Below are 23,070 nucleotides of genomic sequence, written 5' to 3'. Positions count from 1 at the left end.
ATAGGGTCAATAGATGGACCGAGAGAATTTGAAGATTGGGGACCTCTCACGCGTGACCGGAACAAAGGTGGTCACGATCCGCTACTACGAGAAGATCGGGTTGTTTCCGGCACCTGACCGCAGCCCTGGTAATTATCGGTCTTACAATACGGCAGCACTAAATCGCCTCAGATTCATACGCCGTTGTCGAGATCTCGGTTTCTCGCTCGACCAAATTCGCGAACTTCTGGACTTGGCATCGGACGTTGCGCGTCCCTGCGGGGAAGTCGATGCCATCACGGCAAAGCATCTGGCCGAAGTAGAGCGCAAGATCACGAACCTTCAGGCACTGGCTGCGGAATTACGGCAAATCTCGGAAACCTGTAGTGGCGGAGGGACTATCTCGAAGTGCCGCATCCTAGATGCAATGTCATCAGACTGAGTCGAATCCAGACGCTAGTCTTTTTCTACCGGAAGCCTTGTCCGCTCACCTGCCAATTGTCACTGGGTTCCAAACGTCCGGAATACGCGACTCTCGACGTGTCGCAGTTGCAAAAGACTGAAGTGTGATCGACGGCAGCTCAGGGCTCAAAGCGGTAATCCAAATTGTCTGCTCGCTCATTAGGTCTTCCAACGTCGGCAATGCGGACTTTGCCGCCATTGGCCCGCTTTCACCGGAGGACCGCAGACAGCCCTAAGCGGACTTGAGTTCCAAGCGAAGCAACTGCCGATTGCGGGACCTAACACAAACCCGCTGCGTTTGCTCGAAGGCTGGCAAATTGGCCATGCTTGGGATGGAACCATATCTTCAGCGACGCCTCCGAATTTTTCCGGTCATTCGCAAGCCATCACGAATGTTCAGTCCCATCATCATGAGGTTGGCCGCCCCGGCGATTAGTTCAATCACCTGTACCGTGTAAAATGTGCTGTCGAATTCGCCAGCAGCGGCTTTGCCAGCCAGAAACCAAGCGGCCGGTACGAGGATCAACAAGCCGTTCAGCGCGATGACGGGCATTCGGTTTTTCTTGGCTTTCGTAAGCGCGTCCTTGCGTTTCCGACCCATTGCCATGCCCGATCCGCCAGCAATCCCCATTGCCGGGATGAGGATGAACATGCCTTTTAGGATCAATGCCTTGACTGTTGCGACTGTTTCATGGCTCGCAAAGAGTTCGCTGGTGGCCGTTGACGTCCAGAAGAGGAGGATCATCACAAAGCCGATGCCCCCCGCGATGGCGTGAATCTTTGTTTTCATAGCGGTTCACTCAAATTGGCTTTTGGAAAGGATTTCGTCAGGCCGTGCAGCAATTCGGCACCGCAACCTTCTCGAACAGGTGGGGTGCGGTCACAGCGCTTGAGGGATAGTGGCTGAGCTGCTGCTGAAACTCGGGGTTGGAAAACGCGGCGCGGAAGTCCGCAACAGACTCCCAGACCGCGTAGTTCAGGTACATGCTACCGTCACCAATAGCCTTATGCAGCTGGGTGCTGATGTAACCCGGCTGCTTTTTCATCCATTGGGCATCGCACTTCCAGGCTTCTACCAAGGCGACTTGGTCAACGGGATCGACTGTGAAGAGATTGACAAGAACGGCGGGTCCAGCATCGATGCCCAATTGCCGTTCGATGGGAAACTCCGGGTCGAGGGGTTTGAAACTTACCATTTCGGTGCTCCTTAAAAGTAGCTTCATTTTGGTGTCATGTTGTCATATTTAGGAAGCATCAAACACAATGACAACACGTTGTCAAATAAAATGAGGAATCGACATGCCGGATGCGCGAAGGACCGAAGAAGGAGAAGCCGTGACAGCCTTGATACTGGATGTGTTTCGGCTGAATGGTCGATTGCAGCTTGCTGGTGATCGCCTCGTATCAGAGCTCGGTCTAACAAGTGCCCGATGGCAGATTCTTGGTGCCATCGCCTATTCTGATCGACCGGAATCCGTTGCCTGGCATGCACGGACGATGGGCGTTCACCGGCAGGGCGTACAACGGATCATCAATGAATTGAGCAAAGAAGGCATGGTGGAGTTTCAGCCGAACCCACACCACAAGCGGGCGCACTTGGTTGTCATGACTCGAAAGGGGCAGGAGTTGTACGAAGCCGCGATTGCGAAGCAAATCCCATGGGTGAATGAACTCTCGGAAGGTCTGTCGCCAGATGATATTGCGACAGCGCAAAATGTTGTTGGCCGTCTCAAGGCACGTCTCGAATAAGCGTTAATGCAAGAGGTTCAGAGCCCAAACCAAAGCTGACGCTCATACAGATTGCACTGTCGGTCAGTCCGGGCTCACTACTGGCATTCTCCGCAACTCGCGTAAGCGGCGTGTAGCAACCAAAGCTGGCGGTGCGTACTAAGCTGTTGACCGAAGGCGGACTTTCACGCGTGCCTGTCACAACACTGTCTGATTAGCGAGTTTCAAACGAGACCAATCGAAGACGATATTGAACACAAACGTATAGACTGTGATGAAGATAATCAGCACCGCCTCCAATTTCATCGCACCCCACAAAGTCAGGCCCATAGCCCAGGCGAGAACAGGCAGGGTCAGGACGACAAAGCTGCCTTCGAATAGCAGGGCATACGCCACCCTGACCGCCGCAGATTTATGCGCGTTTTTTCGGATGCTTACCAAATACCAATCAAATGAGATGTTGAAGACTACGTTCCACACCAGCGCCGCCAAGGAAAGGAAGACCCCCATGATCAGCGATTTCTGCACATCGGAATCCGAGATCAGCGGCAACAAGAGGGCGATGCTCAAAAGTGCGAAAATCTCATACAGTGCGGCGTGCACTATCCGCCCAGCAAAGCTCATGGGTATTCTCCCGAATTCAAGTCGTCGCGGGACATTTATTCCATTGATGAGATCGATAAAGGCAGATACCATCCGGAAAACAGATAGATGGTGGGTCAACCCTGATGCGCGCATCATTTGAGCAATTGGAAGCCTTCGTCACCACTCACAGCGAAGGGTCCTTCTCCGCGGCAGCCCGAAAGTGCAACAAGGCGCAATCGGTGATCAGCACTCTGGTCGCCAATCTTGAGGTCGATCTGGATGTCGAGCTTTTCGACCGTAGCCGGAGATATCCGACCCTCACCAAGGCAGGGGAAGCGTTGATCTCTTCGGCTGAACTTCTGTTGGAACGACGCAGCCGGTTTCTGGCTATCGCGGACGCTCTGGCTATGGTTCCGGAGACCTGTGTTAAACTTGCCTTGGCACCGCACATCAAACTGGCAAATTTGGGAGAGCTCATTCGCACTTTTAGTGCTGACTTCCCATCCGTTGATGTGGAAATTCAGTCTTTCACCGCCGAGGAGATTCAGCGATTGATCGTCGAGGGCTCAGTGGATCTGGGCATTATTCTGGAACCCGAGGGAATCCCTCAATCGCTCGATTTTCGCTCATTGGGCATACTCAGGCTGGTCTGTGTCAGCCACCCAGAAAGCCCGCTTGCGCAAATGCCGTCGGTTTCGTGGGAGGAGCTACGCCTGCATCGGCAAATCTTATTGAAAGAAGCCGACAGCCCCAGCAGTGCCATTCTCAAGGCTTCACCTTCGATTTGGCAGGTCAGCAGCGCAGCAGAGGCCATCGATCTTGTGCAGTCCGACCTGGGGTGGTCAGCGCTGCCATTGCACGCGGTGGACGCCTATATTCAGACCGGCTCGTTGAAAATCCTGCCCCTGCAATTCGAGACCAAACCCTATGCCGAACGTTCGGTGGATATGGTTTGGTCTTTTGAAAAGCCGATGGGGCAGGCAACCGCCAAGCTGATGGAACTGCTGGCCGAAAACGCTGTTATCCAAAACTCCACCGTGATCTAAGCCTCGGCGCGAAGTTCCTTGGCGAATGAAGCGATGGTGTATTTTGGCGCACCAAGAACCTCACGGGTTTGATTGTCAACTCGCTCTTCTTTCAACTGCTGCACGAATGTTAGCACGTGCCCGATGAAAGCTGCCTGCTCTTCCGGCAGCCCCATTTCGCCGAGCGCTTCCATTGGTAACTCAATCACCTCTGCTTCTGGCGCATAAGAGGCCAGGAACTCTGTCGCCGCTTCGGTATACGTGATGGCCTGTTGGCCTTGTACCGCAAATTCCTTGCTTTTTGCCGCATCATTGCCAATGGCTTTGTAGACCATTTCCGCCAGATCGCTGGTATTGGTGAACCAGATCGGGTGAATGTGATTTCCGATGACCGCCAGCTGGTTTTCCATCAAAAGCTTGGGCAGAGAATCCAGGAAGAACGAGCAATAAAAGAAGGTATATGGAATGCCGGACGCCTTGATGGCATCGATCCCGCCCTTGCGGATGACATTGGTGCCATAGGCTAGACCCTCAGTTGAAAACTCAGGGTACGCGTAGTCGACCCCGGCAATTTGCATGATGTGCTGTACACCAGCCTCTTTCGCGGCCGCGACGACATTGATCACGCCTTCCCGCTCGGTGTGGAAGGGCAAAGTTGTGTCCAGGGTCTCGGTGTTCAGTGTGATGTACAGCGCTTTGGTGCCCTGCAAAGCCGATGTCAGGCTAGTCGGGTCTGACACGTCGCCCTGAACGAGCCGAACAACATCGGGCAGAGCGGATTTCGCTGCCACCGGGTCCCGCACGATAGCGGTCACTTCTGCGCCTTTTTCAACAAGCTTCGCAGTGACGCGATGCCCCAAATGGCCTGTAGCGCCGATGATGGTGATCTTCTTGGTCATGGTGGTATCTCCTGTTTTAGCGGCGCTTCTACAGTCTAATCCACAATACGTTTAGTTATGTTCCATCTGGTTGATAGATGTTACTATGGGCGCGTAATTGATCAAATCTGGCGCATGCGGCAAAAATGGCTCGCTTGCAGTATCTGTGGTCTATGTCCGCTTTCACGATGCGAACTTGGCTTTGCAATGTCAGCTTTCTGCGCATTCTTGTCATTCTGACATCGCGCAGCACCGGTCAAAATAGGCTCGGAGTGGTCGTTCGCTATGCAGTGCATCAATGACCGCTATGCGGACAAACCTGCCGTTCGTTGAGGTAACTCTCCAGATTTAGCCAAACTTGGGAGATTGGGCCGAAGACCACTGTTTTCTCCACCATGACGTATTACCGTTGGTCACTCGACTAAAGGACAAGACCGCTTATGGATCTGTAACGCCAATCTCGCTCAATGCTTCACCCGCAGCACTGCTAGGTTGGCTGATACCTAGAATAGTGCTCAGAGTGACAGCCACATCCACCGTGGAAACAGGACGGCTGACACGAGCTGGCTTAATACCTGGACCAGCAAAAATGATTGGAACATGTGTGTCATAGCGCCAAGGCGATCCGTGCATTACGGCAATTGGCCCATCTTCAAAGAGAAATGAATATGGCGTTTGCACAACATAAATGTCGCCAGAACGTGTTGGGTGATAGTTTCGCCGAACCTGTTCCTAAAGAGTATGTCCTCGCTGTTCAGCAAGTGGTTCAGTCGGCATAGCAAGCTCAATGCCAGATGCAGCCATTAGTTTTTCAGCGATGCGTCGTTCGACTACGCGCCTGTCGGCGCCTGACGCATCAATGGCGGCATTGTCCAGATATACGTAAGGACGAAAAAAGAACTGTATTGCGGACTCCACTCCGAACTCATCGGCGATGACTGAATTCACATCTATCATCAATGCTTCGGTGGAGTTACGGAATGTCGAAAGCCCGGCTTCGGCCATCTCTTCTGGCGCTTCCGGCATGCCATGATCGGCGGAAAGCACGTAAAGCACATTCGCACGTCCAACCTCTCGATCCACGAACTCAAAGAAATCAGCCAGTGTCTCATCCAAACAACGCATCATTTCCTCATTTTCTAGGCTGGATGGTCCGAAGAAATGATTGGTTGCGTCTACACCAGAAAAACTGATGCTTAGGTAGTCTGGCCATTTGTCATCACCAAGCCCCTCCTCTTTGACTACAGTTTTTGCAAAATCGGCCGTGATCCGATCCCCATGCGGCGACAACAGGACCTGCGTGTAATAGAGCCCGTCGTCCGGAGTCCCATAGAAATGCGGGAAAGTGCGACCGAAAGTGCCAAGGTTCGTTACGAAGGAGCGTTCCTTTCTTTCCATTAGGTACGGTGCGTCTGAACACTCCGGCCACCATTCACTTTCGATCTTCGCATCTGCGGGGCGTTTTGAGTTCCAATCGAGAACCCAATCGGGATAAGCGTCATAGTAAAATTTACTTGTTTCAAATGCGCCTGTAGCCGCCGACAGCCATAGAGCTTTTCCAGAATGCCCTGCCATTGCAACCGCCGAACGGTCTTTACCAGACACGGAAAACACTTTTGATCGACCGGCATTGGCTTTCACCAGCTCGTCTCCGAACGTCGTCGCCAACAAGTTAACGGGAGAACGGCCCGAAGTCACAGCAGCGGCTTGTGTCGGGTCAACTTGATCAACGTTTCCTCCGAAGCCTGGAACCGGCAACATCGGGTAGTCCGGATCTTCAATATTGTACCCCAGTCGTTCTTCAGCCCTGTTGAACCAGGCATTGCCAATCATTCCATGCTCAGAGGGATGGGCTCCTGTAGCGAGTGTCGCGTGACCAACAATGGTTTCGGTGTTGGCGTGACGATGATGAGCGTCGGTGTACCAGACGCCGCTTTCCGTAAACCTTTTGAAGCCGGCTTCGCCGAAGGCGGCCTCATAACGAGAAATCAAGTCTCCGCGCAGTCCATCAATTGTGATTTGCACAACGAGTCGGATGTCTTCCGTTGCACTAGCTGCCGTCGTAGAAATTGAAAAAAGGAGTATTGAGACTAAGGCAAATGATCGCTGCATTTATGACCTCATAGAACTACCCAATGCTCTGAATACCAGCATCTGCGTCCACCGGCTACTGAGGGTCATTTAAGATGTTCTTTTGAACTTCCGCTTTGGGCTCGATGCGGCCGTTCGGCAGAATTCAGTAAATGTCTGCTGTGCGGACAAAGCGGGCTTTCGCAATGGCTGCATCGATGTCGGCTTTCGGACGGCAAGCCAAAAACGTTCATGACAACCGGTTACAGAAACGTGTTAGTGTAGACCGTCAGCTGTTCTTCGGAGCTACCACCATTGGCACTCGCTCCTGCTGAGCACTGGAAGGCATTAGCTAGTCCTTGTTCATTTAATCGTTGTTCTTAGGGTAGAGGTTCGTTCGCTCGGCGCCGAATCCTTAAAGGTGTTTTCAGTAACGACCAATCTCTAGTAGTGCGCCCTTGCAAATTCAATCTGCGTTTCACCCAAATGCTTGGCGGTTTAGTTCTATTGAGATGTGCACAGCTCGCTTAGCCAAGGCGGATTAGCGCCTGCGCGCGAGACGTTTATCGCAGCTACTTTGGCGGCAAAGAACAGGGCTTCCTCTAGAGTTTCGCTCGAAATGCTGTTCAGGTGGTCTTTTTTGAGTTGACCGAGTTCCATCAGCTTTGCGATGAAACCCGCGTTGAAGGTATCACCCGCACCGACCGTATCTATGACGTCCACCTTCGGGACAGGAGCAAATGCCAACTGGCCCGTAGACGTTTGCGCTGTTGCTCCGAGATGGCCTCGGGTTAGAACAGCAACAGACACACCAGCCTTCAGCAGCGAAGAGAACTTTTCCTCCAGCGATTCAGAACCCGGAAAGATCCAGTTCAGGTCTTCGTCCGAGACCTTGACTACATCTGCCTGAGAGATCATCGCCATCAACCTGGTTCGATAGGCGTCCACATCAGTGGCAAAGCCGGGGCGCACGTTTGGGTCGAGGACAACAACGCGATCTTTGGCCGCTTTCTCGCACATGGCCAGGAGGGTATCGCCGACCGGGTTTTGGCACAGGCTTATGCCGCCGAAATAAAGCGCAGTCATGTCGCCTGTCAGGTCCGGCAGATCGCTTTGGCTCAACATGCGCACGGTCGAGTTGTCATCATAGAATGTGTAAGAAGCTTGCCCTGCAGAAAGCTGCACGAAAGCAAGGGGCGTGGGGCGATCCGACAGCACAGCGGAACGTGTGTCCACATGGCTGGCCCGCAAAGCCGCTTCAAGCTGGCGACCGAGGAAATCCATAGACAGCCCGGTGAAAATGCCGACCTGCACTTCAAGACGCCCCAATGCAATCGCGGTGTTAAAGACAGAGCCCCCAGAATGGGGGACAAATCCCGTTTCGCCGGTGACGCTTTCTGTCGGAATCATGTCAATCAGGGCTTCCCCGCAACACAAGATCATTTGACGACCAGCCTTGGGGTTCGGATTGGGAACGTTTCCAATGCGTCCTCTTCGACATACCGGTGCAGCGTTGTCCGACACCCGTCCGACCAGAGCCTATTCAGCCAATGGGCGAACCTTTCGGCCATCACATTATTCTGCGCCAGCTCTCCATAAATTTCCTCTTGCGCCAGCCAGTGTTGGGGATTGCTTCGCGCGATGCGGGCTGCTTCGGAGAGTACAGCCCAGTTCGGATCATTCGAAACAATCTCTGACCCGTCATCCCGAAGCCCCGCACACATGCGTGCCCAGAGCGCCTCGACGAGGCATAACCCGTCGATTTCAGACCCTTGTGCAAGCAGATCGCGAATTATCGGCAGCACAAAACCGGGATGGCGGGAGGAACCGTCGAAAGCGACCCGGCGTGTCGTGTCGTGAATTTGCGGGTTGGCAAAACGCCGTTCCACTAGTTCCACGTAGGTCTCAGGCGTCATACCAAGCACAGGCTCTATGGTTAGGGCAATCTGGGTGGTCTGCACTTTGGCAAAGAAGGCCCGGATCGTGTCATTGGCCATGCAGTCCGCAATGGTGGTGACCGACAGTAACTCTCCTGCATTGGCGAGAACCTGATGGCCCGCGTTGAGGACACGGATTTTCATCGCCTCATAGGTATGTACATCGTCTGCCAGCACCGCGCCGACCTTTTCCCATTCTGGGCGACCGGCGCAGAAATCGTCCTCAATGACCCATTGGCGATAGTTTTCGTGGGTTACCGGAGCAGCGTCATCGATACCGAAACTGTGCGCATGAGCAATTTCTCTTGGGCCGGTCGCAGGGACGATGCAATCCACCATCGAGTTGGGAAAGGCACCATGTGAATCGATCCACTTAGCCAGATCAGGATTTATCTGTTCTGCCAGTGCGACCACGAGATTGCGAGTGATTGCCCCGTTGCCGGAGAGGTTGTCGCAGCTTTGCACCGTGAACGGTCGATGCCCCGCTCTCCAACGCAATTCCAGCGCCTTTACAATGGCGCCGAAGGCGGACTTCGGGGCATTGATCCGGGCGATATCGGCCGCCAGTTCCGGATGAGAAAGGTCCGGGCCGCCGGTTGTGGGGTCGATGAAATAACCCCCTTCGGTTACGGTTAGCGATACGATCCGAATGGCCGGATCCGCCATCTGCTCGATCAGCGCGCCGTTTCCATCTTCGATGGGCAGGTAATCGATCATGGCGCCTGTGACCTCGGCCGAGATACCATCGGGGTCCAGTTCGATTAAAGTCGTCAGACAGTCCTGAGCCATGAGTTTCTCACGCATGGACGCATCATAGGGCCGCACACCAGCTCCGATGATGGCCCAATCCTGCGCCAGACCGCGCCGCATCAACCGGTGAATGTACCAGGCCTGGTGGGCGCGATGAAAATTGCCGACGCCAATATGGACGATGCCCGGGGTAAGCGCGCTGCGGTCATAGCGGGGGATATCGACCGCCATCCGGGACAGGGTTTGGTCTGAAAGGGGGATTAGCTCATCCATTATCCGCCATCCACATAATAGGTTTGCGCGACGACATAGTCGGCCTCGTCGCTGGCCAGGTACACGGCCATGCCAGTCAGATCTTCCGCCCGTCCAATGCGGCCATAGGAAATATCCGCCCCGACCTCTGCTTTCTTTTGACCCGGCGCTTTGCCTTCAAGGCGTTCGAAAAGGGCGTCAACGCCATCCCAATGGCCCCCGTCAACCACAACCGGAGAGATGGCACTCACGTTGATTCCATGCTGGATCAGGTTGAGCCCCGCTGATTGTGTCAGTGAAATAACGGCTGCCTTGCTGGCGCAGTAAACCGCAACCAGCGGTTCACCTGGCTGACCGGCTTGCGAAGCCATATTGATAATCTTGCCAGTCAGACCGCGGTCAATCATGTGGTGGGCGACGGCTTGCATCATGAAGAGCGTGCCCGCGACATTGACCACGAAAGTGCGATCATAGTCGCTATGGGTAACATCCACGATGGGCGCTGCGGTAAAAAACCCGGCGTCGTTGATCAGGATGTTGACCCGGCCAAGCGCGGCGACAGCTTCGGCCACGCCTGCTTTGATACTGGCCTGATCAGCGACGTCGAGCGTGATTGCCACCGCCCCGATTTTCCGGGCGGTTTCGACCACGCCGGGGTGAATATCCGCAATCGCCACGCAGGCGCCTTCCGCGATATAACGCGCGGCGAACGCGCGCCCGATGCCACGGGCGGCGCCGGTGATCAGGGCTGTTTTGCCAGCCAGACGCATCAGCCGATCCGCTGTCCGTTGGCGTCAAACTTGTGCAGTTTGTCCGCCTGCGGGGTCAGAAAGATGGGGTCGCCGTGTTTAACGGCCATGTCACCGCTGATCCGTACGGTGATCATGTCGGCAAGCCCGGTGTCGTGAACATGAACGAAGGTGTCAGAGCCAAGATGCTCAGCCACCCCGACGCGTCCGTTCCACAGCCCTTCGGTCGTGGACGCGTCGGTATGTTCAGGCCGGATGCCGATGGTGACGGCATCGTGTTTGGCCGCCTCGTCACCTTTGATGAGGTTCATTTTGGGAGACCCGATGAACCCCGCAACAAACTCATTCTGTGGTTTGTGATACAGCTCAAGCGGGCTGCCCACCTGTTCGATCAGGCCGGCGCGCAACACGACGATCTTGTCGGCCATGGTCATGGCTTCGACCTGGTCGTGGGTCACATAGATCATGGTGGTTTTCAGCCGCTCATGCATCTCGGTGATCTCAAGCCGCATCCCCACTCGCAGCGCGGCATCGAGGTTTGACAGTGGCTCGTCGAAGAGAAAGGCCAGAGGCTCGCGCACGATCGCCCGCCCAATGGCAACTCGCTGACGCTGGCCACCGGACAGTTGGCCCGGGCGGCGATCCAGATAATCCGTCAGGTTCAGCGCCTTGGCAGCAGCCTCGATCCGCCGGTTCTGCTCATCCTCCGGTACCTTGGCCATGCGCATCGGAAACGCGATGTTTTTGCGCACCGACATATGCGGATAGAGCGCGTAGGATTGGAACACCATGGCCAGACCGCGCTTGGCGGGTGGTGTGTCGGTGGCCTCGGCCCCGTCAATGTGGATAGCGCCGGTGGTCAGATCTTCGAGCCCCGCGATCATCCGCAATAGCGTAGACTTCCCGCAGCCCGAAGGGCCGACAAAAACAGTGAACTCTCCGTCTTCGATGGTAAGATCCAGCGGTGGGATAACGTTGACGTCGCCAAAGGACTTCGTGACTTGTGTAAGTTTGATTTGTCCCATGATTTCGTTCCTTATTTCACTGCGCCGAAGGTCAGACCACGGACGAGTTGTTTCTGGCTGAACCAGCCGAGTATGAGGATCGGTGCAATCGCCATGGTCGAGGCGGCACTGAGTTTTGCGAAGAACAGGCCCTCAGGGCTGGAATAGCTGGCGATAAAGGCCGTCAGCGGGGCTGCATCGACCGCCGTGAGGTTCAGTGTCCAAAAGGCTTCGTTCCATGCGAGGATGAAGTTCAACAGCAAGGTGGATGCGATACCGGGCACCGCCATGGGCGTCAGCACGTAGAGGATTTCTTCTCTTAGTGTCGCGCCGTCCATTCGGGCTGCTTCAAGGATTTCACCGGGGATTTCCTTGAAATAAGTGTAGAGCATCCAGACGATGATCGGCAGGTTGATCAGCATCAGCACCAGGACAAGGCCCACTTTGCTGTCCAGCAACCCGAGGCTGATGAAGATTAGGTAGATCGGATAGAGCACCCCGACCGCCGGAAGCATTTTGGTGGACAACATCCACAACAAGACGTCTTTGGTCCGTTTGCTGGGTACAAAGGCCATGGACCAGGCCGCCGGAATGGCGACGAGAAGCCCAAGGATCGTGGACCCGCCCGCAATGAGGATCGAATTCCACAGAAAGCGTGCATAGTTCGACCGTTCCATCACTGTGGCGTAGTTCTCCAGCGTCCAGTCGAAGTTCAGGAACAGCGGCGGGTCCGCGATTGCCTGAGCTTCGGGTTTGAAACTGGTGAGAATGGTCCAGAGAATTGGGAAGAAGATGAGCAGACCAATTCCCCAGGCAACCACGGTGTTGACCATTTTACGTTGCGTTGTAACTGCGCGTGCCATGTCCGCCTCCTCACGCGTCCAGATTTTTGCCAACGATGCGCATCAGGAAGATGGCCACGATATTGGCGAGAATGATTGCATAGACACCGCCCGCAGAGCCCAAACCCACGTTCTGACTTTCCAGCACGCGCTGGAAGATCAGGTATGTCAGCGTGCGAGAGCCGAAGGCGCCGCCGGTGGTGACGAAGATCTCCGCGAAGATCGACAACAGGAAGATCGTCTGGATCAGTACGACGATGGTAATAGCCCGGCTGAGATGAGGCAGGATCAGGTTGGTGAACCGCGCGAATGGCGGTGCGCCGTCCATCTCGGCAGCCTCCAATTGTTCACCGTCGAGCGACTGCACGGCTGTCAGCAGGATCAGTGTGGCGAAGGGAAGCCATTGCCAGGATACGATCATCACGATCGACGGGATCGAGGCTTCCGAGAGCCATGACACGGGCTCGGCCCCGAAAAACCGCCATAGATGCGCAAGCAGCCCGTTGGTTGGGTCCATGAACATGTTCTTCCAGACAAGAGCCGACACCGTGGGCATCACAAAGAAGGGGGCAATCACCAGAATGCGGACCACGCCCTGACCCCACATCGGTTGATCCAGAAACAACGCCAGTAAAACTCCGAGCACCACGGTAATCACCAGCACGCACCCAACAATCAAAAGCGTGGTCCAGACAGCAGGCCAGAATGCGCTGGAGGAGATGAACCGTATATAGTTGTCAAATCCGGCCCAGCTTGGCACCCGGTCCGGGCGTAAAGGAAAGTAATTTCGGAACGAGAAGTACAAAGTCATAATCAGGGGCACGAGCATCCACCCCAAAAGCAGCACAACTGCCGGGGCCATCATCAATCGGGCCGCAGATCGAGAATGCCGTGTCGCCATGACAAAGCTCCTTTTCGCGTCGTATTGAACGGAAACTTAGCGGAAAAGAGGCGGCAGGTGTGCCGCCCCTTCCGGGAGGAAGATCAATAGCCCGAGGCTTCCATCTCTTCAGTGGCAATTGCCTGCGCTTTTTCAAGCGCTTCCTCGACACTCTGCTGACCAGCGTAAGCGGCCGAGAATTCCTGGCTCACCTGGCTGGCAATCCCTGCAAATTCCGGGATCGCAGCGAACTGGACACCGACATATGGCACCGGATCAACCGTTGGGTTGCTCGGGTCAGCCGAAAGTATGCTGTCCAGCGTCATCTGTGCGAAGGGTACTTTCTGGTATTCCGGGTTATCATAGAGAGACTGACGTGCGCCGGGCGGAACGTTGGCCCATCCTTCGTTGGCGGCAACAAGTTCGATGTAGTCCTTGGAGGTGGCCCACTCGATAAACTCTTTTGCGGCACCTTCCTTCTGGGTGCCTGCCGGGATGGCAAGGGCCCAGGCCCACAGCCAGTTGGCGTTTTTGCCCAGACCGGTGTTCGGCGCCAGCGCGAAACCGACATGGTCAGCGACAGTGCTGTCGGTCGGGTTGGTCACGAATGATGCCGCAACAGTGGCGTCGATCCACATGCCGCATTTGCCCTGCTGGAACAGGTTCAAATTTTCGTTGAAGCCGTTGGTGGCATAGCCGGTGGGGCCACTTTCATCCATCATACCTTTGAAGAAATTGAGCGTGTTCGCCCACTGCTCGGTGTCGAATTGAGGTTTCCAATCCTCATCGAACCATCGCGCACCAAAAGAGTTGGACATGGCAGTGATGAACGCCCCACCTTCACCCCAACCGGCCTTGCCGCGCAGACAGATGCCGTTGATATCGGCGTCGCGATCGGTCATCGCTGCGGCCGCTTCACGGATGAACTCCCAGGTCGGGCTGTCGGGCATTTCCAGCCCTGCCTTTTCCATCAGATCAGTGCGATACATGATCATGGAACTTTCACCGTAAAACGGCGCGGCGTAGAGCGTGCCGTCATGGCTCAGGCCACCAGCCATGGCAGGGAGGATGTCTGCTGCATCATATTCGGCGCTCAGGTCATTCAGCGGTACCAGCCAGCCGTTTGCACCCCAGATCGGCGTCTCGTACATGCCGATGGTCATGATATCGAACTGGCCGCCTTTGGTGGTGATGTCGGTGGTCACGCGCTGGCGCAGCACGTTTTCTTCCAGCGTGACCCACTCAACGTCGTGGCCGGTCGCCTCGGTGAATTCGTCGGTATAGCCCTGCATCCGAACCATGTCGCCATTGTTCACGGTAGCAATGGTGATGGTATCTGCGTTGGCCGCAACACCAACCAGCGTCAAGGCGGTCGCGGTGAGCAGTGAACCTCGCAATGTCATCCTGATTCCTCCCAAAGGTAGACAATGGACAATCCTAGATCGAAACATTTCTCTGCGTCAATATTATTTTTTACGCGCGTAAATTTTAGATTTATGCCGATTCCCGCATAACCAATTGTCCCGGGTTTTCAATCAACAGAGCGTCAGAACCATCTGTTTCACCTTCAATAATTTCAACAAGCCGCTGAGCGGAAGATTTCGCAATTGCTTTGTAGTCTTGCGCAATAGTCGTCAAACGGGGTCCAGTGAAACGGGCAAAAGGATGATCATCATGCCCCGCAATTCGCAGCGTACTGGCCTCGGTCAAACCGACTCGAACCCCATGCGCGTAGGCTGCCGCCAGCATGCCGATGGCCAGACGATCATTGCTGCAAAGCACCGTGTCAGTCGCAAAATAGCCCTTGCTGATCATCTGTCCTCCTTCCCGGAATCCGATGTCTTCAAAAGCCCAACCTTCCCCTTCCGCCTGATAAATGTTCGGCGTGAAACCCAGGCGTTCCATACTTTCCAGATAGGCCGCATGACGCTTTCGTGCGTTTGGATTGAGGGGCGTCTTCATCTCAAAAAAGCAAGGAGGCGACCCACTGCGGCACAGGTATTCCACCATCAGATCGATGCTTTGGAAATTGTCGGTTCCGTAGAAAGGCAGCCCGCTTCCTTCAATGTTGGCATCGAAGAGAACTATCGGCAGACGTTTGCTGAATTCCAGAACTGCATCCTGTTGCGATATGCGACCAAAAGGTGCCAACAGTACGCCTGCCGGTTTTAACGCAGCCAGGGACGCCAAATTGGCGACCTCCTGTTCAGGATCCCCGTGAGAGCTGAGAATGATCGGGCGGTACCCAGCGTCGATGCAAGCCAGCTCAGCTTCACGGCCAATTTCTGTAAAGAACGGGTCCGCAAGGTTTGGAACAATAATGCCAATATTTCGCGTCGTCCGGCGGTTTTGGTTGATGGCATAAACGTTGGGAGTGTAGTCAAAGGTTTCCAGCGCTTCTTCAATTCGTTTGCGGGTCGAGGCGCGGACCGAGTTGGGGTCGTTGAAGTATTTGGAAAGCGTTGGTCTGGAAATCCCGCTGACCTGCGCAAATTCCTCCATCGTGTTTACTTTACGCATGTTCACTTCTTCTGCGCTGCAATATTTACACAGGAATTTCTTTCTTAACTCGCGGAAAAAATCAACCTTTCCGAATTGAGTTTTTGAAAGGATGCCCCGCCACCACAGTGGCATCCAAATACCGACAGTGCGATGGAATATCTATGGGCGTCCCACAATGGGTAAGATATCAGACGAAATTGGCGTTTGCGTCATGAACTGACACAACGAGCCAAATAGAAGCGAAGAATGCACTCTTCCATCTGTGTGCGCGGGTGACGAATTTTTTTCAGTCCCACCCAAGGACTCGAGTTCTACAACGAATTTGTGCAACCCCCTTTTTGCCACCAGAGGCGAGCGAAGTGCGTTAGACAAGTACCTGGTGCGTTTGATTTTGGGCCAAATCCCTTGCCACGTTACGTCTGTTCCAAGACTTGTTTATTGGATATTTCTCGCGCGCTCTCGAAATGCGGACATTCGAGCACGGCGCAGCATTAGTAGGATTGGGCTCGAAGAAGACGTTCGCTGCACTTTGTATGAGTGTCTGCTATTCTTATGTTTTACCGGTCGTACCGTCATGCTCGAACCTGAGGCTTTGAACAGCCAGTTCCAATGTTCCGTGTGGTATATTTAGTGGTATGCATTTGAACGCATATATTTTTATGTATATTTAACAAAAAGTTACATAAAATACTTAGTTGCTCCTCGGTCAGCCACTTGGTAATTGTGGGACGACAGAAGAATTTGACCTTTGCGTCATAAACTGACCCAACACCCCCTTGTCATACTCCCGCAGAATGTTTCGTTTGATCTAACTTCCCTTCCGCAACCCGTTGCGATTGATGAAGATAATCCCGCTCAGCACTCTCTTGTCATCGACCCGTGGCCTGCCGGGCGGCTTCGGGAAGCAAGGGGAAAGCTTGGCCATCTGCTTGTCGGTCAGCCAGTAAAGGCCGCTCATATCACCACTCCATTTTGGAAGCCGTGAATCACGCAGCGCGTTGAAAATCAATGCGTCCTTACCCTAGTCTCTTACTTCGTCGGTACCCAACTGCTATTGTCGGCCGGCCATTTCACTGGATTCCAAAAGTGAAGCCTTCAACCGAATTGTACAGCAATGCCGCGTCAGATCCTCATGTGAAATTTCCAATTTCTACTAATTGATATAATGTAAGCGTGACACTGAAGTTTTGTAACCAGTCAGTCTCGGAATCCGGGTGTGTGAAATGGGTAGGCTCCCGACAAATAGAAGTGACGAAGCTCCAGAGCAATTGGAAACCCATTGCCAACGATGTGGCGCGATATGCGGTGCCGAAGCCAGGTATTGCATGAATTGTGGCGCTAGCTTGCGCAACACAGCCCAGCGCCAATTTTCGGGATTTTCGATACAAGACGGTCCCACTTTTGTGGAAGAACAAAAACACATTACTATCCTTTTTTCCGATCTGGTCGACTCAACCGGCATTCTGGAAAGCCTTGAACCAGAAGAGGCGGTTGATCGACTCAACGACATCATCGCAGTGATGCGCAAAGCAATCAGACAATACGGTGGTTTGGTAAACTACATCGAGGGTGACGGCCTCATGGCGCTGTTTGGTGCACCGGTCGCGCAGGAGGATCACGCGCTTTGCGCTTGCAAGGCAGCTTTGGAGCTGCATGACAAAATAAGATCTGAATTTGGATCGGCGATGCGGGTTCGCACGGGGCTCTGCTCGGGCAACGCTATCCTTCGTCTTGTTGAGACTGACGTTCTTGGAAACTACGATGCAACCGGACTTTCGGTAGTGCTCGCGAGGAGAATGCAGGAGATCGCGGCAGCAGGCGAGATTCTGACCTGTGGAGATCTACCGGCCCTTGTTGAAAGTGAAGCCTCAATCGTGAGCTTGGGCGGCCGCGAGATCAAGGGTTTTGTTCACCCGGTTGAGGTATGTCAGTTAACCGGTCTCAGGGATGCACCACGCGCGACTGCTAACGCGAAAGATCTTGGTGCAACATTTGTAGGCCGCGAGGCAGAGCTTTCCGTGCTGCAAGAGGCAGTCGCAGGAGCGCGGCGCGGCCAGGGCCAGGTCATCACGGTGACCGCCGGTCCGGGCTTCGGAAAATCCAGAATGGTCCGGCATTTTCTGGATACCGCAGACACGACGGGTTTCCAAACGATTGAAGTCGCGGCGGATCGTCAAGATCAGAGGACGACATACCGTCAAATCACGCAGTTTCTCAAGGCCCTCCTAGACCCGGTAGAGGATGGTTCGGCCGGGCTTGGGCACATGTTGCGAACTGCCGCCTCCCTTGATCTTAGTCTGGAGTCGATGCAGCCAGCGCTCGCCTCATTGCTAAACCCTGAGGATGACGGAAATTCCACGTGGCGAGCGCTTGATCCGGTGCAACAGCGTGGGCAGGTTTTCGAGGCCTTCGAACGGCTGATCGCAGCGGCTTCCGCTCGGCAACCTTTGATTGCGGTTTTCGAAGACGTGCACTGGATGGACGCCGGCAGTATGGCAGTTCTCGAGAACCTGATTGCCCATCTGAAAGGATTTCGGGTTGTCCTTATCCTTACGCTCCGCCCCGAAAGGGCGATTGACTGGCAGAAACATGCAAATCAAATCAACTTGCAGCTGCCGCCTCTTGCTCGCCATGAATTTGACACTCTGGCCGTTGCGTTGTTGGGAAAGAACGCCAGCTCTGCACAGATAACATCTGAACTTTATCGCAAGGCGGGCGGTGTCCCTCTTTTCCTTGAAGAATTGATACGTTCGTTGTCACAGCTCGGCGTGCTTGAGGGTACGCATGGCCGGTATCGCCTGACAGGGCTTATTGATGCATCTGAGGTGCCACCAAGAATTCAAAACGTTTTGGCCAGCCGGATTGACGGGTTGTCCACGAAAGAGAAATCCGTCCTGCAAGCTGCGGCAGTTCTGGGCACAGATATTTCCGTTGCGGTGCTACAGGCAGTGGCTAACGTGTCGCAGAACCAAACACTTGACGGCATTTTGAGAACGCTTGTTGACGGGCGCTTTCTTCGCCAACTTGATCGAGCCACGGGTACCGATTTCTCATTCGAACACGAACTTACCCGCGAAGTCACCTATTTGACTATGTTGCGCAAACAGAGAAAGCAGCTTCACGGTCGCGCATTTGAGGCAATCGTCGCCTTGCAAAAAACCCGACTCGACGCCCATTTGGATCGGCTGGCCGATCATGCCTATCAAGCCGAAGATTGGGCAAATGCCGGGCGATTTTACCTTGCCGCTATGGCCCGCTCGGTTCGCCATTGGGCCAATCGAGACGCAATCGCCACTCTGGAAAGTGGGATTGCAGCATTGGAGCGCGTGCCTCCCTCGAGGGAGAAGGCATGCGCGGAAATTGATTTTCGTTTATTGGCGTGCAGCGCACTGACGCCTCTCGGGCGTCAAACCCGGGCTCTGGAACTGCTTGAAGAGGCCCGAAACATCGCTGTCAACTATGGTGAGGATGATCGCCACGCCGCAATCAATTGTCAGCTTGCCGCAGCGAACTGGCGCCTTGGCGCACACCTCAAGGGTCTGGAGCATGCGCGGAGTGCAATCGACCTTAGCCGTCGCATAGGTAATACCGGCCTTGAGCTCGCCGGGCGCTACAACTTAGGAATGATCGCCTACGAGGTAGGCGACTACAACAAGGCGGTCACCGAGTTATGCACCGCCCTTGACCTGCTCACGCCAGAATACGATCAGAAGCACCCGGGTTGGCCATCCATTCCCAGCGTGTCGATCAACGCGTTCCTGGCCAGCGCGTTTCTCGAGATGGGGCAAGTGGATCGCGCTGAAGCTGTTGCAAGTGACGCAACTGCACGTGCCGACGCAGCCCGTCATCCGTATACGCAGACTATGGCGTATGTGATCCGTGCCAGGATCCATGCCGAGCGTGGTGAGTTGAAAGCGGCGCTCTCTGCCATTGAGCTTGTGTTTGATCTGTCAAAAAGATTTCAGATCGACAAGATGTATGCGTTCGCTGCTTCAATATTGATCGAAATACATCTTGCCAGTGGAAAGATTTACTCGGCAATCGATGTCTTCGAACGACCTGAAATCAATGCTGGATTTGATGGTGAAGACTATTTTGGCCGTTCTCATTTGGCGCTTGCCAAGGGGCGGGCCTTGTTGGCGGCGAACCAGTTAGAGAAAGCGCAAGACGAACTTGAGTCTTGCCTTGCCCTTGTTTCATTCCGGGGTGAGTGGCCAAAGGCCGTGCTGTGCAATTGGAGTCTAAGCGAATTGCATAGCCGCCGTGGATTAGCCGGTGCCGAACAGGCCCGATCCTATCGCGAGAATGCTCTGCAAATCGCGAGGCGCATCGGCTTTAATCTGCTGCCCGATGCCGTCAACGCGCAGGTCGCCCCCTAACGCGCAAAAGCGATGCCGCCTTCTCGGCGATCATCAGAGCTGCGGCGTTGGTATTGGCACAGATCGCATCCGGAATAACCGAGGCATCCGCAACCATCAGCCCATCAACCCCGTGAACCCGAAGGTCTGCGCCCACAACCGCGCCTGAATCCGTATCCGGCCCCATCCGGCAGGTCCCGGTGGGGTGCCAAAGGCCACGCGCCTCGAACCGGATAAACGCTTCTCTAGCGGCTTTGCTCGCCTTCGATCCGGGTAAGTTCGTATTGCCGCCAGGCACGATCCCCGCGTGGTTGTCCGACAATTCGCGCGTCAGTTCGATTGCTGCCAACAAGGTTTCAAGGTCGCCGCTGCCTGCGGATAGATAGTTGGGATCGATCTTTGGAAAAATTCGTGGGTCGCTGCTGAGAAGCGAAAGCTTCCCTTGGCTATTTGGTCGCGTTAATGCTGGTGCAATTACAAGGAATTTTTCCGGGAACCCCGGAGGTCGCGTTATCTGAATCCCGGAATGTGCAAAGTACTGAATATTCGGCCTTCCGCCTGGTTTGACCCCGGCGCTGGCATCGAGTTCAGCAAACAGACCTGCTTCGGAAAAGAACATGGGCTGAGGAAGAGCATTCTTGGCTTCGAAGCGGGTTAACAGAATCATATGATCCCTCAAATTATGTCCGACCGGCAAAGGATGGACCGATGGAACGCCAACTCCTTTCAGATCCTCATCAAGGCCGATCCCTGATACGAGCATCAGATGCGGTGATCCGATGGTGCCACCGCACAGCACGATCGCTTCGTTCGCATTGTACATCTGAGAAAATCCGCTTCTTCGGTCGAGGCACTGAACCCCCGAAACCTGAGCTCGGCCGCCATCTTTCTTGCTCACATCGAGGAAGAGCGCCTGGGTCAGCGGCTTCACGGTCAAATTAGGCCGATTTCTGATGGCCCCCAGATAGCCCGTGGCCGAACTGGAGCGTCGCTCGTTGCCGTCGATCGCGAATTGGTAAAAGCCGCCGACATCCGACAACGACCGCCCGTTTAGATCGGCGTCGTCCGAGGCCTTGAAGCCCACTTTTGCTGCCGAAGCAATGAAATCCGATGCAGCCGACGAGCGGCGCGGGAGATCGCGCACGACAATCGGCCCTCCTTTACCACGATGCGTGGCATCGGTTCCGAGATAATCCTCGCTTTTCATGAAATAGGGCAAGACAGCATCGTAGTTCCACCCCGGGTTGTCGGCGCCCCAGGCGTCATAATCCTGCTCGCTTCCTCGGATGTGGATCATTGCATTCACTGAACTACAACCTCCGATCATGGTGCCACGTGTCAGCATCCGCCACCGATTCAGAGTTTGGTTTCGTTTGATCATCGGGAAATTTGTCGACAGACCGGGGTTGGACCAAAGGCCGAAGACGTTTGTGACGTCAGAGTTGCCAGTCAAATCTGGGTTGTCTTCAATCCCATATTCAACAAGCAAAACGCTGACGTCCGGATCCTCGGACAACCGAGCCGCCAGGCAACTACCGGCGGTGCCAGCGCCTATTACGATATAGTCAAATTCGATCTCGTTCTTGGTCATGACACTCAACATTGTTACGAATGTGATAGGTAATTCAGAGCGCGGAGCCCCGGCAGGAAGAAGTAGGCTCCGCCTCTGACGGTCGTAAACGCCTCTAATTCTGGCGTCTGGACATTGGTTGGGCTCCCCTGGACGGTAAATCGGTCTCCACGCGGCTTATGTGTGGCCGCTATTGGGTCGCTTTCGTCATACAGCGTCGAGAAATGCGGATTATTGATCCAGGAATGCTGAATGAGTTCGAACTGATCCGCGATGTCAGCGTTACAGCACATAAAGAAAATCCCGCCGAGTTCTTCCTTGTGTGCGGTACTGACACAGGCCCCACGGTCATACAGCCGCCCGCGTCGCAATATCCGTCGCCGCTTGGACAGTCGAAGTGCGGTTTCCGGGTCCGGCAGCAAAGAATCTCTTGGGTTGGACCTTCGGATGTGGGCACCTATTGGGCAGCGAATACCCTCAGGATCCTCTCGATCAAACAGGAAATCGTTTTCCCGCGACCACTCATCGCCAGAAGCAAGCGGATCAGTGTGGGGATGACGAACGAGCGGAGCGCCGCTGGGCCATCTGCCCATGAGCCTGGCAGCGGCAAGTCCTTGTTCCTGCTTAGAGGGCGCTATTGCGGCTACCGACTTGCGGAATGCGGCGACATCCTGTGCGATCTGACGGACCACGAGGTAACTGCCATTTCGCCCCAAATCCCGTCTTCCCGGCGTGGATGGCAATACGTCAGCCCCATGGGCATTTGTATCTATGCTCGGGCTGGGTGCCCGCAGCCCACGTTCATTGTCATATCCAAGGATGAGTTCCCCAGCCTTGATGATCGAGATTTCGTTTGGGCCGTATCTCCTGCATTCGGCACTTGGTGTTCCTTCGATCAGCGGTTGCGAGATACCATCTACGAACCCGAAATGCTCACGACGGTCTTCCGGCACGTAGGTCAGCAGCCCAGCCGTACCCTCGGAGCCGATTTCGTCGCCATCAACGGTAACGAACCCGGTTGGAGTACCTATCGCGCGCTCAAGCTCTACTGGATCGAGATGAGCCTTTGAACGCGCGAACACCTGGATCAATACATGTGGTTCGAGTGCGCGCCAGCCCCATGTCCATTTGCTTGGCGCGCTTGCGTCAACATCACCAAGCATGTGCCGCCGCCGATCCGTTCCGGTCATCCCTTCCTGAAACTCTGGCGGAAAGGTTTCCAAAGTATCCTCTTCGATCCCCAGCGCCCGAAGCCCTGAGAACGTCATGGCAATGCTTACAATATGATCGGGCAGATCGCTCGCATCGACATTGTGACTATTGACCTGATGCGCCGAGCGCACGACGCCTCTTGCCAGTAAAGCCCGCAGCCATGACTTGGCTTCGGATCTGTTCTTGACCCGCAAGAGAAGATTTCTGGACTGCTTGTGATGGGCCAATCCGCTCAACAAAAGGCACTGGACGTCTTCCCATTCGACCGTTTGAACCGCCATTGTTAA

At 54.7% G+C, this 23,070-nt stretch carries 19 protein-coding genes and 1 pseudogene; 4 read left to right on the top strand and 16 right to left on the bottom strand.

Features of this window, described 5'->3' with window-relative positions; translation table 11 throughout:
* The first annotated feature begins 13 nt into the window (after positions 1-13).
* Positions 14-421 (top strand): MerR family transcriptional regulator, encoded by a 408-nt coding sequence (locus ACR0NA_RS10370; protein ID WP_480728622.1) that lies wholly within the window; start codon positions 14-16, stop codon positions 419-421.
* A gap of 366 nt (positions 422-787) precedes the next feature.
* Here the strand turns inward: ACR0NA_RS10370 and ACR0NA_RS10365 are convergent, their stop codons facing one another.
* Complete coding sequence (locus ACR0NA_RS10365) at positions 788-1,231, bottom strand: hypothetical protein (protein ID WP_480728620.1); 444 nt, start codon at positions 1,229-1,231, stop codon at positions 788-790.
* 37 nt (positions 1,232-1,268) lie between these two features.
* The gene (locus ACR0NA_RS10360) at positions 1,269-1,637 is read right to left on the bottom strand and encodes an antibiotic biosynthesis monooxygenase family protein (RefSeq protein ID WP_480728618.1); all 369 of its coding nucleotides are present in this window, start codon (positions 1,635-1,637) and stop codon (positions 1,269-1,271) included.
* A gap of 103 nt (positions 1,638-1,740) precedes the next feature.
* Here ACR0NA_RS10360 and ACR0NA_RS10355 point away from each other — a divergent pair, with 103 nt between their 5' ends.
* Complete coding sequence (locus ACR0NA_RS10355; RefSeq protein WP_480728616.1) at positions 1,741-2,190, top strand: MarR family winged helix-turn-helix transcriptional regulator; 450 nt, start codon at positions 1,741-1,743, stop codon at positions 2,188-2,190.
* A gap of 177 nt (positions 2,191-2,367) precedes the next feature.
* On the opposite strand, the gene ACR0NA_RS10350 is transcribed toward ACR0NA_RS10355, so the two are convergent.
* Positions 2,368-2,793 carry a PACE efflux transporter gene (locus tag ACR0NA_RS10350; RefSeq protein WP_480728615.1) on the bottom strand — a complete coding sequence of 142 codons (426 nt, stop codon included), beginning with the start codon at positions 2,791-2,793 and terminating at the stop codon, positions 2,368-2,370.
* A 104-nt stretch (positions 2,794-2,897) separates the two neighbouring features.
* On the opposite strand from ACR0NA_RS10350, the gene ACR0NA_RS10345 reads away from it, so the two are divergent.
* Positions 2,898-3,800 carry a LysR family transcriptional regulator gene (locus ACR0NA_RS10345; RefSeq protein ID WP_480728613.1) on the top strand — a complete coding sequence of 301 codons (903 nt, stop codon included), beginning with the start codon at positions 2,898-2,900 and terminating at the stop codon, positions 3,798-3,800.
* Here the strand turns inward: ACR0NA_RS10345 and ACR0NA_RS10340 are convergent.
* From ACR0NA_RS10340 to ACR0NA_RS10290, 11 genes and pseudogenes are all read right to left on the bottom strand, one after another.
* Positions 3,797-4,678, bottom strand: coding sequence for an SDR family oxidoreductase (locus ACR0NA_RS10340; protein WP_480728611.1), 882 nt, complete (start codon positions 4,676-4,678; stop codon positions 3,797-3,799). The two genes, ACR0NA_RS10345 and ACR0NA_RS10340, sit on opposite strands and share 4 nt — an antisense overlap.
* 711 nt (positions 4,679-5,389) lie before the next feature.
* A complete protein-coding gene (locus ACR0NA_RS10335; protein WP_480728609.1) occupies positions 5,390-6,769 on the bottom strand; it encodes an alkaline phosphatase family protein in 1,380 nt (459 codons plus the stop codon).
* Between the two features lie 462 nt (positions 6,770-7,231).
* Positions 7,232-8,137, bottom strand: a complete 906-nt coding sequence (locus ACR0NA_RS10330; protein ID WP_480728607.1) for a carbohydrate kinase family protein — start codon at positions 8,135-8,137, stop codon at positions 7,232-7,234.
* A gap of 29 nt (positions 8,138-8,166) precedes the next feature.
* Entirely contained in the window at positions 8,167-9,687 is a 1,521-nt protein-coding gene (locus ACR0NA_RS10325; RefSeq protein ID WP_480728605.1) for a mannitol dehydrogenase family protein, read from the bottom strand.
* Positions 9,687-10,439 (bottom strand): L-iditol 2-dehydrogenase, encoded by a 753-nt coding sequence (locus tag ACR0NA_RS10320; RefSeq protein ID WP_480728706.1) that lies wholly within the window; start codon positions 10,437-10,439, stop codon positions 9,687-9,689. Before ACR0NA_RS10320 ends, ACR0NA_RS10325 begins: the two co-directional genes overlap by 1 nt.
* Positions 10,436-11,440, bottom strand: coding sequence for an ABC transporter ATP-binding protein (locus ACR0NA_RS10315; RefSeq protein WP_480728603.1), 1,005 nt, complete (start codon positions 11,438-11,440; stop codon positions 10,436-10,438). Before ACR0NA_RS10315 ends, ACR0NA_RS10320 begins: the two co-directional genes overlap by 4 nt.
* An 11-nt stretch (positions 11,441-11,451) precedes the next feature.
* Positions 11,452-12,282: a carbohydrate ABC transporter permease gene (locus ACR0NA_RS10310; protein ID WP_480728601.1), complete on the bottom strand. Its 831-nt coding sequence runs from the start codon at positions 12,280-12,282 to the stop codon at positions 11,452-11,454.
* Positions 12,283-12,292: 10 nt separating this feature from the next.
* Positions 12,293-13,162, bottom strand: a complete 870-nt coding sequence (locus ACR0NA_RS10305) for a carbohydrate ABC transporter permease (protein WP_170651125.1) — start codon at positions 13,160-13,162, stop codon at positions 12,293-12,295.
* 83 nt (positions 13,163-13,245) lie between these two features.
* Positions 13,246-14,544 (bottom strand): ABC transporter substrate-binding protein, encoded by a 1,299-nt coding sequence (locus ACR0NA_RS10300; protein ID WP_480728599.1) that lies wholly within the window; start codon positions 14,542-14,544, stop codon positions 13,246-13,248.
* A gap of 91 nt (positions 14,545-14,635) precedes the next feature.
* A complete protein-coding gene (locus ACR0NA_RS10295) occupies positions 14,636-15,661 on the bottom strand; it encodes a LacI family DNA-binding transcriptional regulator (protein ID WP_480728703.1) in 1,026 nt (341 codons plus the stop codon).
* Positions 15,662-16,463: 802 nt separating this feature from the next.
* A pseudogene (locus ACR0NA_RS10290) lies at positions 16,464-16,601 on the bottom strand (transposase); the annotation flags it as partial.
* Between the two features lie 445 nt (positions 16,602-17,046).
* On the opposite strand from ACR0NA_RS10290, the gene ACR0NA_RS10285 reads away from it, so the two are divergent.
* Positions 17,047-20,022: an ATP-binding protein gene (locus tag ACR0NA_RS10285; protein WP_480728597.1), complete on the top strand. Its 2,976-nt coding sequence runs from the start codon at positions 17,047-17,049 to the stop codon at positions 20,020-20,022.
* Here ACR0NA_RS10285 and ACR0NA_RS10280 read toward each other — a convergent pair.
* Together ACR0NA_RS10280 and ACR0NA_RS10275 are read right to left on the bottom strand one after the other, a co-directional pair.
* On the bottom strand, positions 20,000-21,592 hold the full coding sequence (locus tag ACR0NA_RS10280; protein WP_480728595.1) for a GMC family oxidoreductase: 1,593 nt from the start codon (positions 21,590-21,592) through the stop codon (positions 20,000-20,002). The genes ACR0NA_RS10285 and ACR0NA_RS10280 overlap by 23 nt on opposite strands.
* 14 nt (positions 21,593-21,606) lie before the next feature.
* On the bottom strand, positions 21,607-23,064 hold the full coding sequence (locus tag ACR0NA_RS10275; RefSeq protein WP_480728593.1) for a Dyp-type peroxidase: 1,458 nt from the start codon (positions 23,062-23,064) through the stop codon (positions 21,607-21,609).
* Between the last annotated feature and the right edge of the window lie 6 nt (positions 23,065-23,070).

The organism is Ruegeria sp. C11, from assembly GCF_056537725.1.
This window is presented reverse-complemented; position numbering and strand designations above follow the sequence as displayed.

Coding starts and splice junctions, on each gene's coding strand:
- ACR0NA_RS10280 (WP_480728595.1), bottom strand. CDS start 21,592: ATGACCAAGAACGAGATCGAATTTGACTATATCGTAATAGGCGCTGGC.
- ACR0NA_RS10355 (WP_480728616.1), top strand. CDS start 1,741: ATGCCGGATGCGCGAAGGACCGAAGAAGGAGAAGCCGTGACAGCCTTG.
- ACR0NA_RS10300 (WP_480728599.1), bottom strand. CDS start 14,544: ATGACATTGCGAGGTTCACTGCTCACCGCGACCGCCTTGACGCTGGTT.
- ACR0NA_RS10310 (WP_480728601.1), bottom strand. CDS start 12,282: ATGGCACGCGCAGTTACAACGCAACGTAAAATGGTCAACACCGTGGTT.
- ACR0NA_RS10335 (WP_480728609.1), bottom strand. CDS start 6,769: ATGCAGCGATCATTTGCCTTAGTCTCAATACTCCTTTTTTCAATTTCT.
- ACR0NA_RS10345 (WP_480728613.1), top strand. CDS start 2,898: ATGCGCGCATCATTTGAGCAATTGGAAGCCTTCGTCACCACTCACAGC.
- ACR0NA_RS10330 (WP_480728607.1), bottom strand. CDS start 8,137: ATGATTCCGACAGAAAGCGTCACCGGCGAAACGGGATTTGTCCCCCAT.
- ACR0NA_RS10295 (WP_480728703.1), bottom strand. CDS start 15,661: ATGCGTAAAGTAAACACGATGGAGGAATTTGCGCAGGTCAGCGGGATT.
- ACR0NA_RS10350 (WP_480728615.1), bottom strand. CDS start 2,793: ATGAGCTTTGCTGGGCGGATAGTGCACGCCGCACTGTATGAGATTTTC.
- ACR0NA_RS10370 (WP_480728622.1), top strand. CDS start 14: ATGGACCGAGAGAATTTGAAGATTGGGGACCTCTCACGCGTGACCGGA.
- ACR0NA_RS10360 (WP_480728618.1), bottom strand. CDS start 1,637: ATGGTAAGTTTCAAACCCCTCGACCCGGAGTTTCCCATCGAACGGCAA.
- ACR0NA_RS10365 (WP_480728620.1), bottom strand. CDS start 1,231: ATGAAAACAAAGATTCACGCCATCGCGGGGGGCATCGGCTTTGTGATG.
- ACR0NA_RS10315 (WP_480728603.1), bottom strand. CDS start 11,440: ATGGGACAAATCAAACTTACACAAGTCACGAAGTCCTTTGGCGACGTC.
- ACR0NA_RS10325 (WP_480728605.1), bottom strand. CDS start 9,687: ATGGATGAGCTAATCCCCCTTTCAGACCAAACCCTGTCCCGGATGGCG.
- ACR0NA_RS10275 (WP_480728593.1), bottom strand. CDS start 23,064: ATGGCGGTTCAAACGGTCGAATGGGAAGACGTCCAGTGCCTTTTGTTG.
- ACR0NA_RS10305 (WP_170651125.1), bottom strand. CDS start 13,162: ATGGCGACACGGCATTCTCGATCTGCGGCCCGATTGATGATGGCCCCG.
- ACR0NA_RS10340 (WP_480728611.1), bottom strand. CDS start 4,678: ATGACCAAGAAGATCACCATCATCGGCGCTACAGGCCATTTGGGGCAT.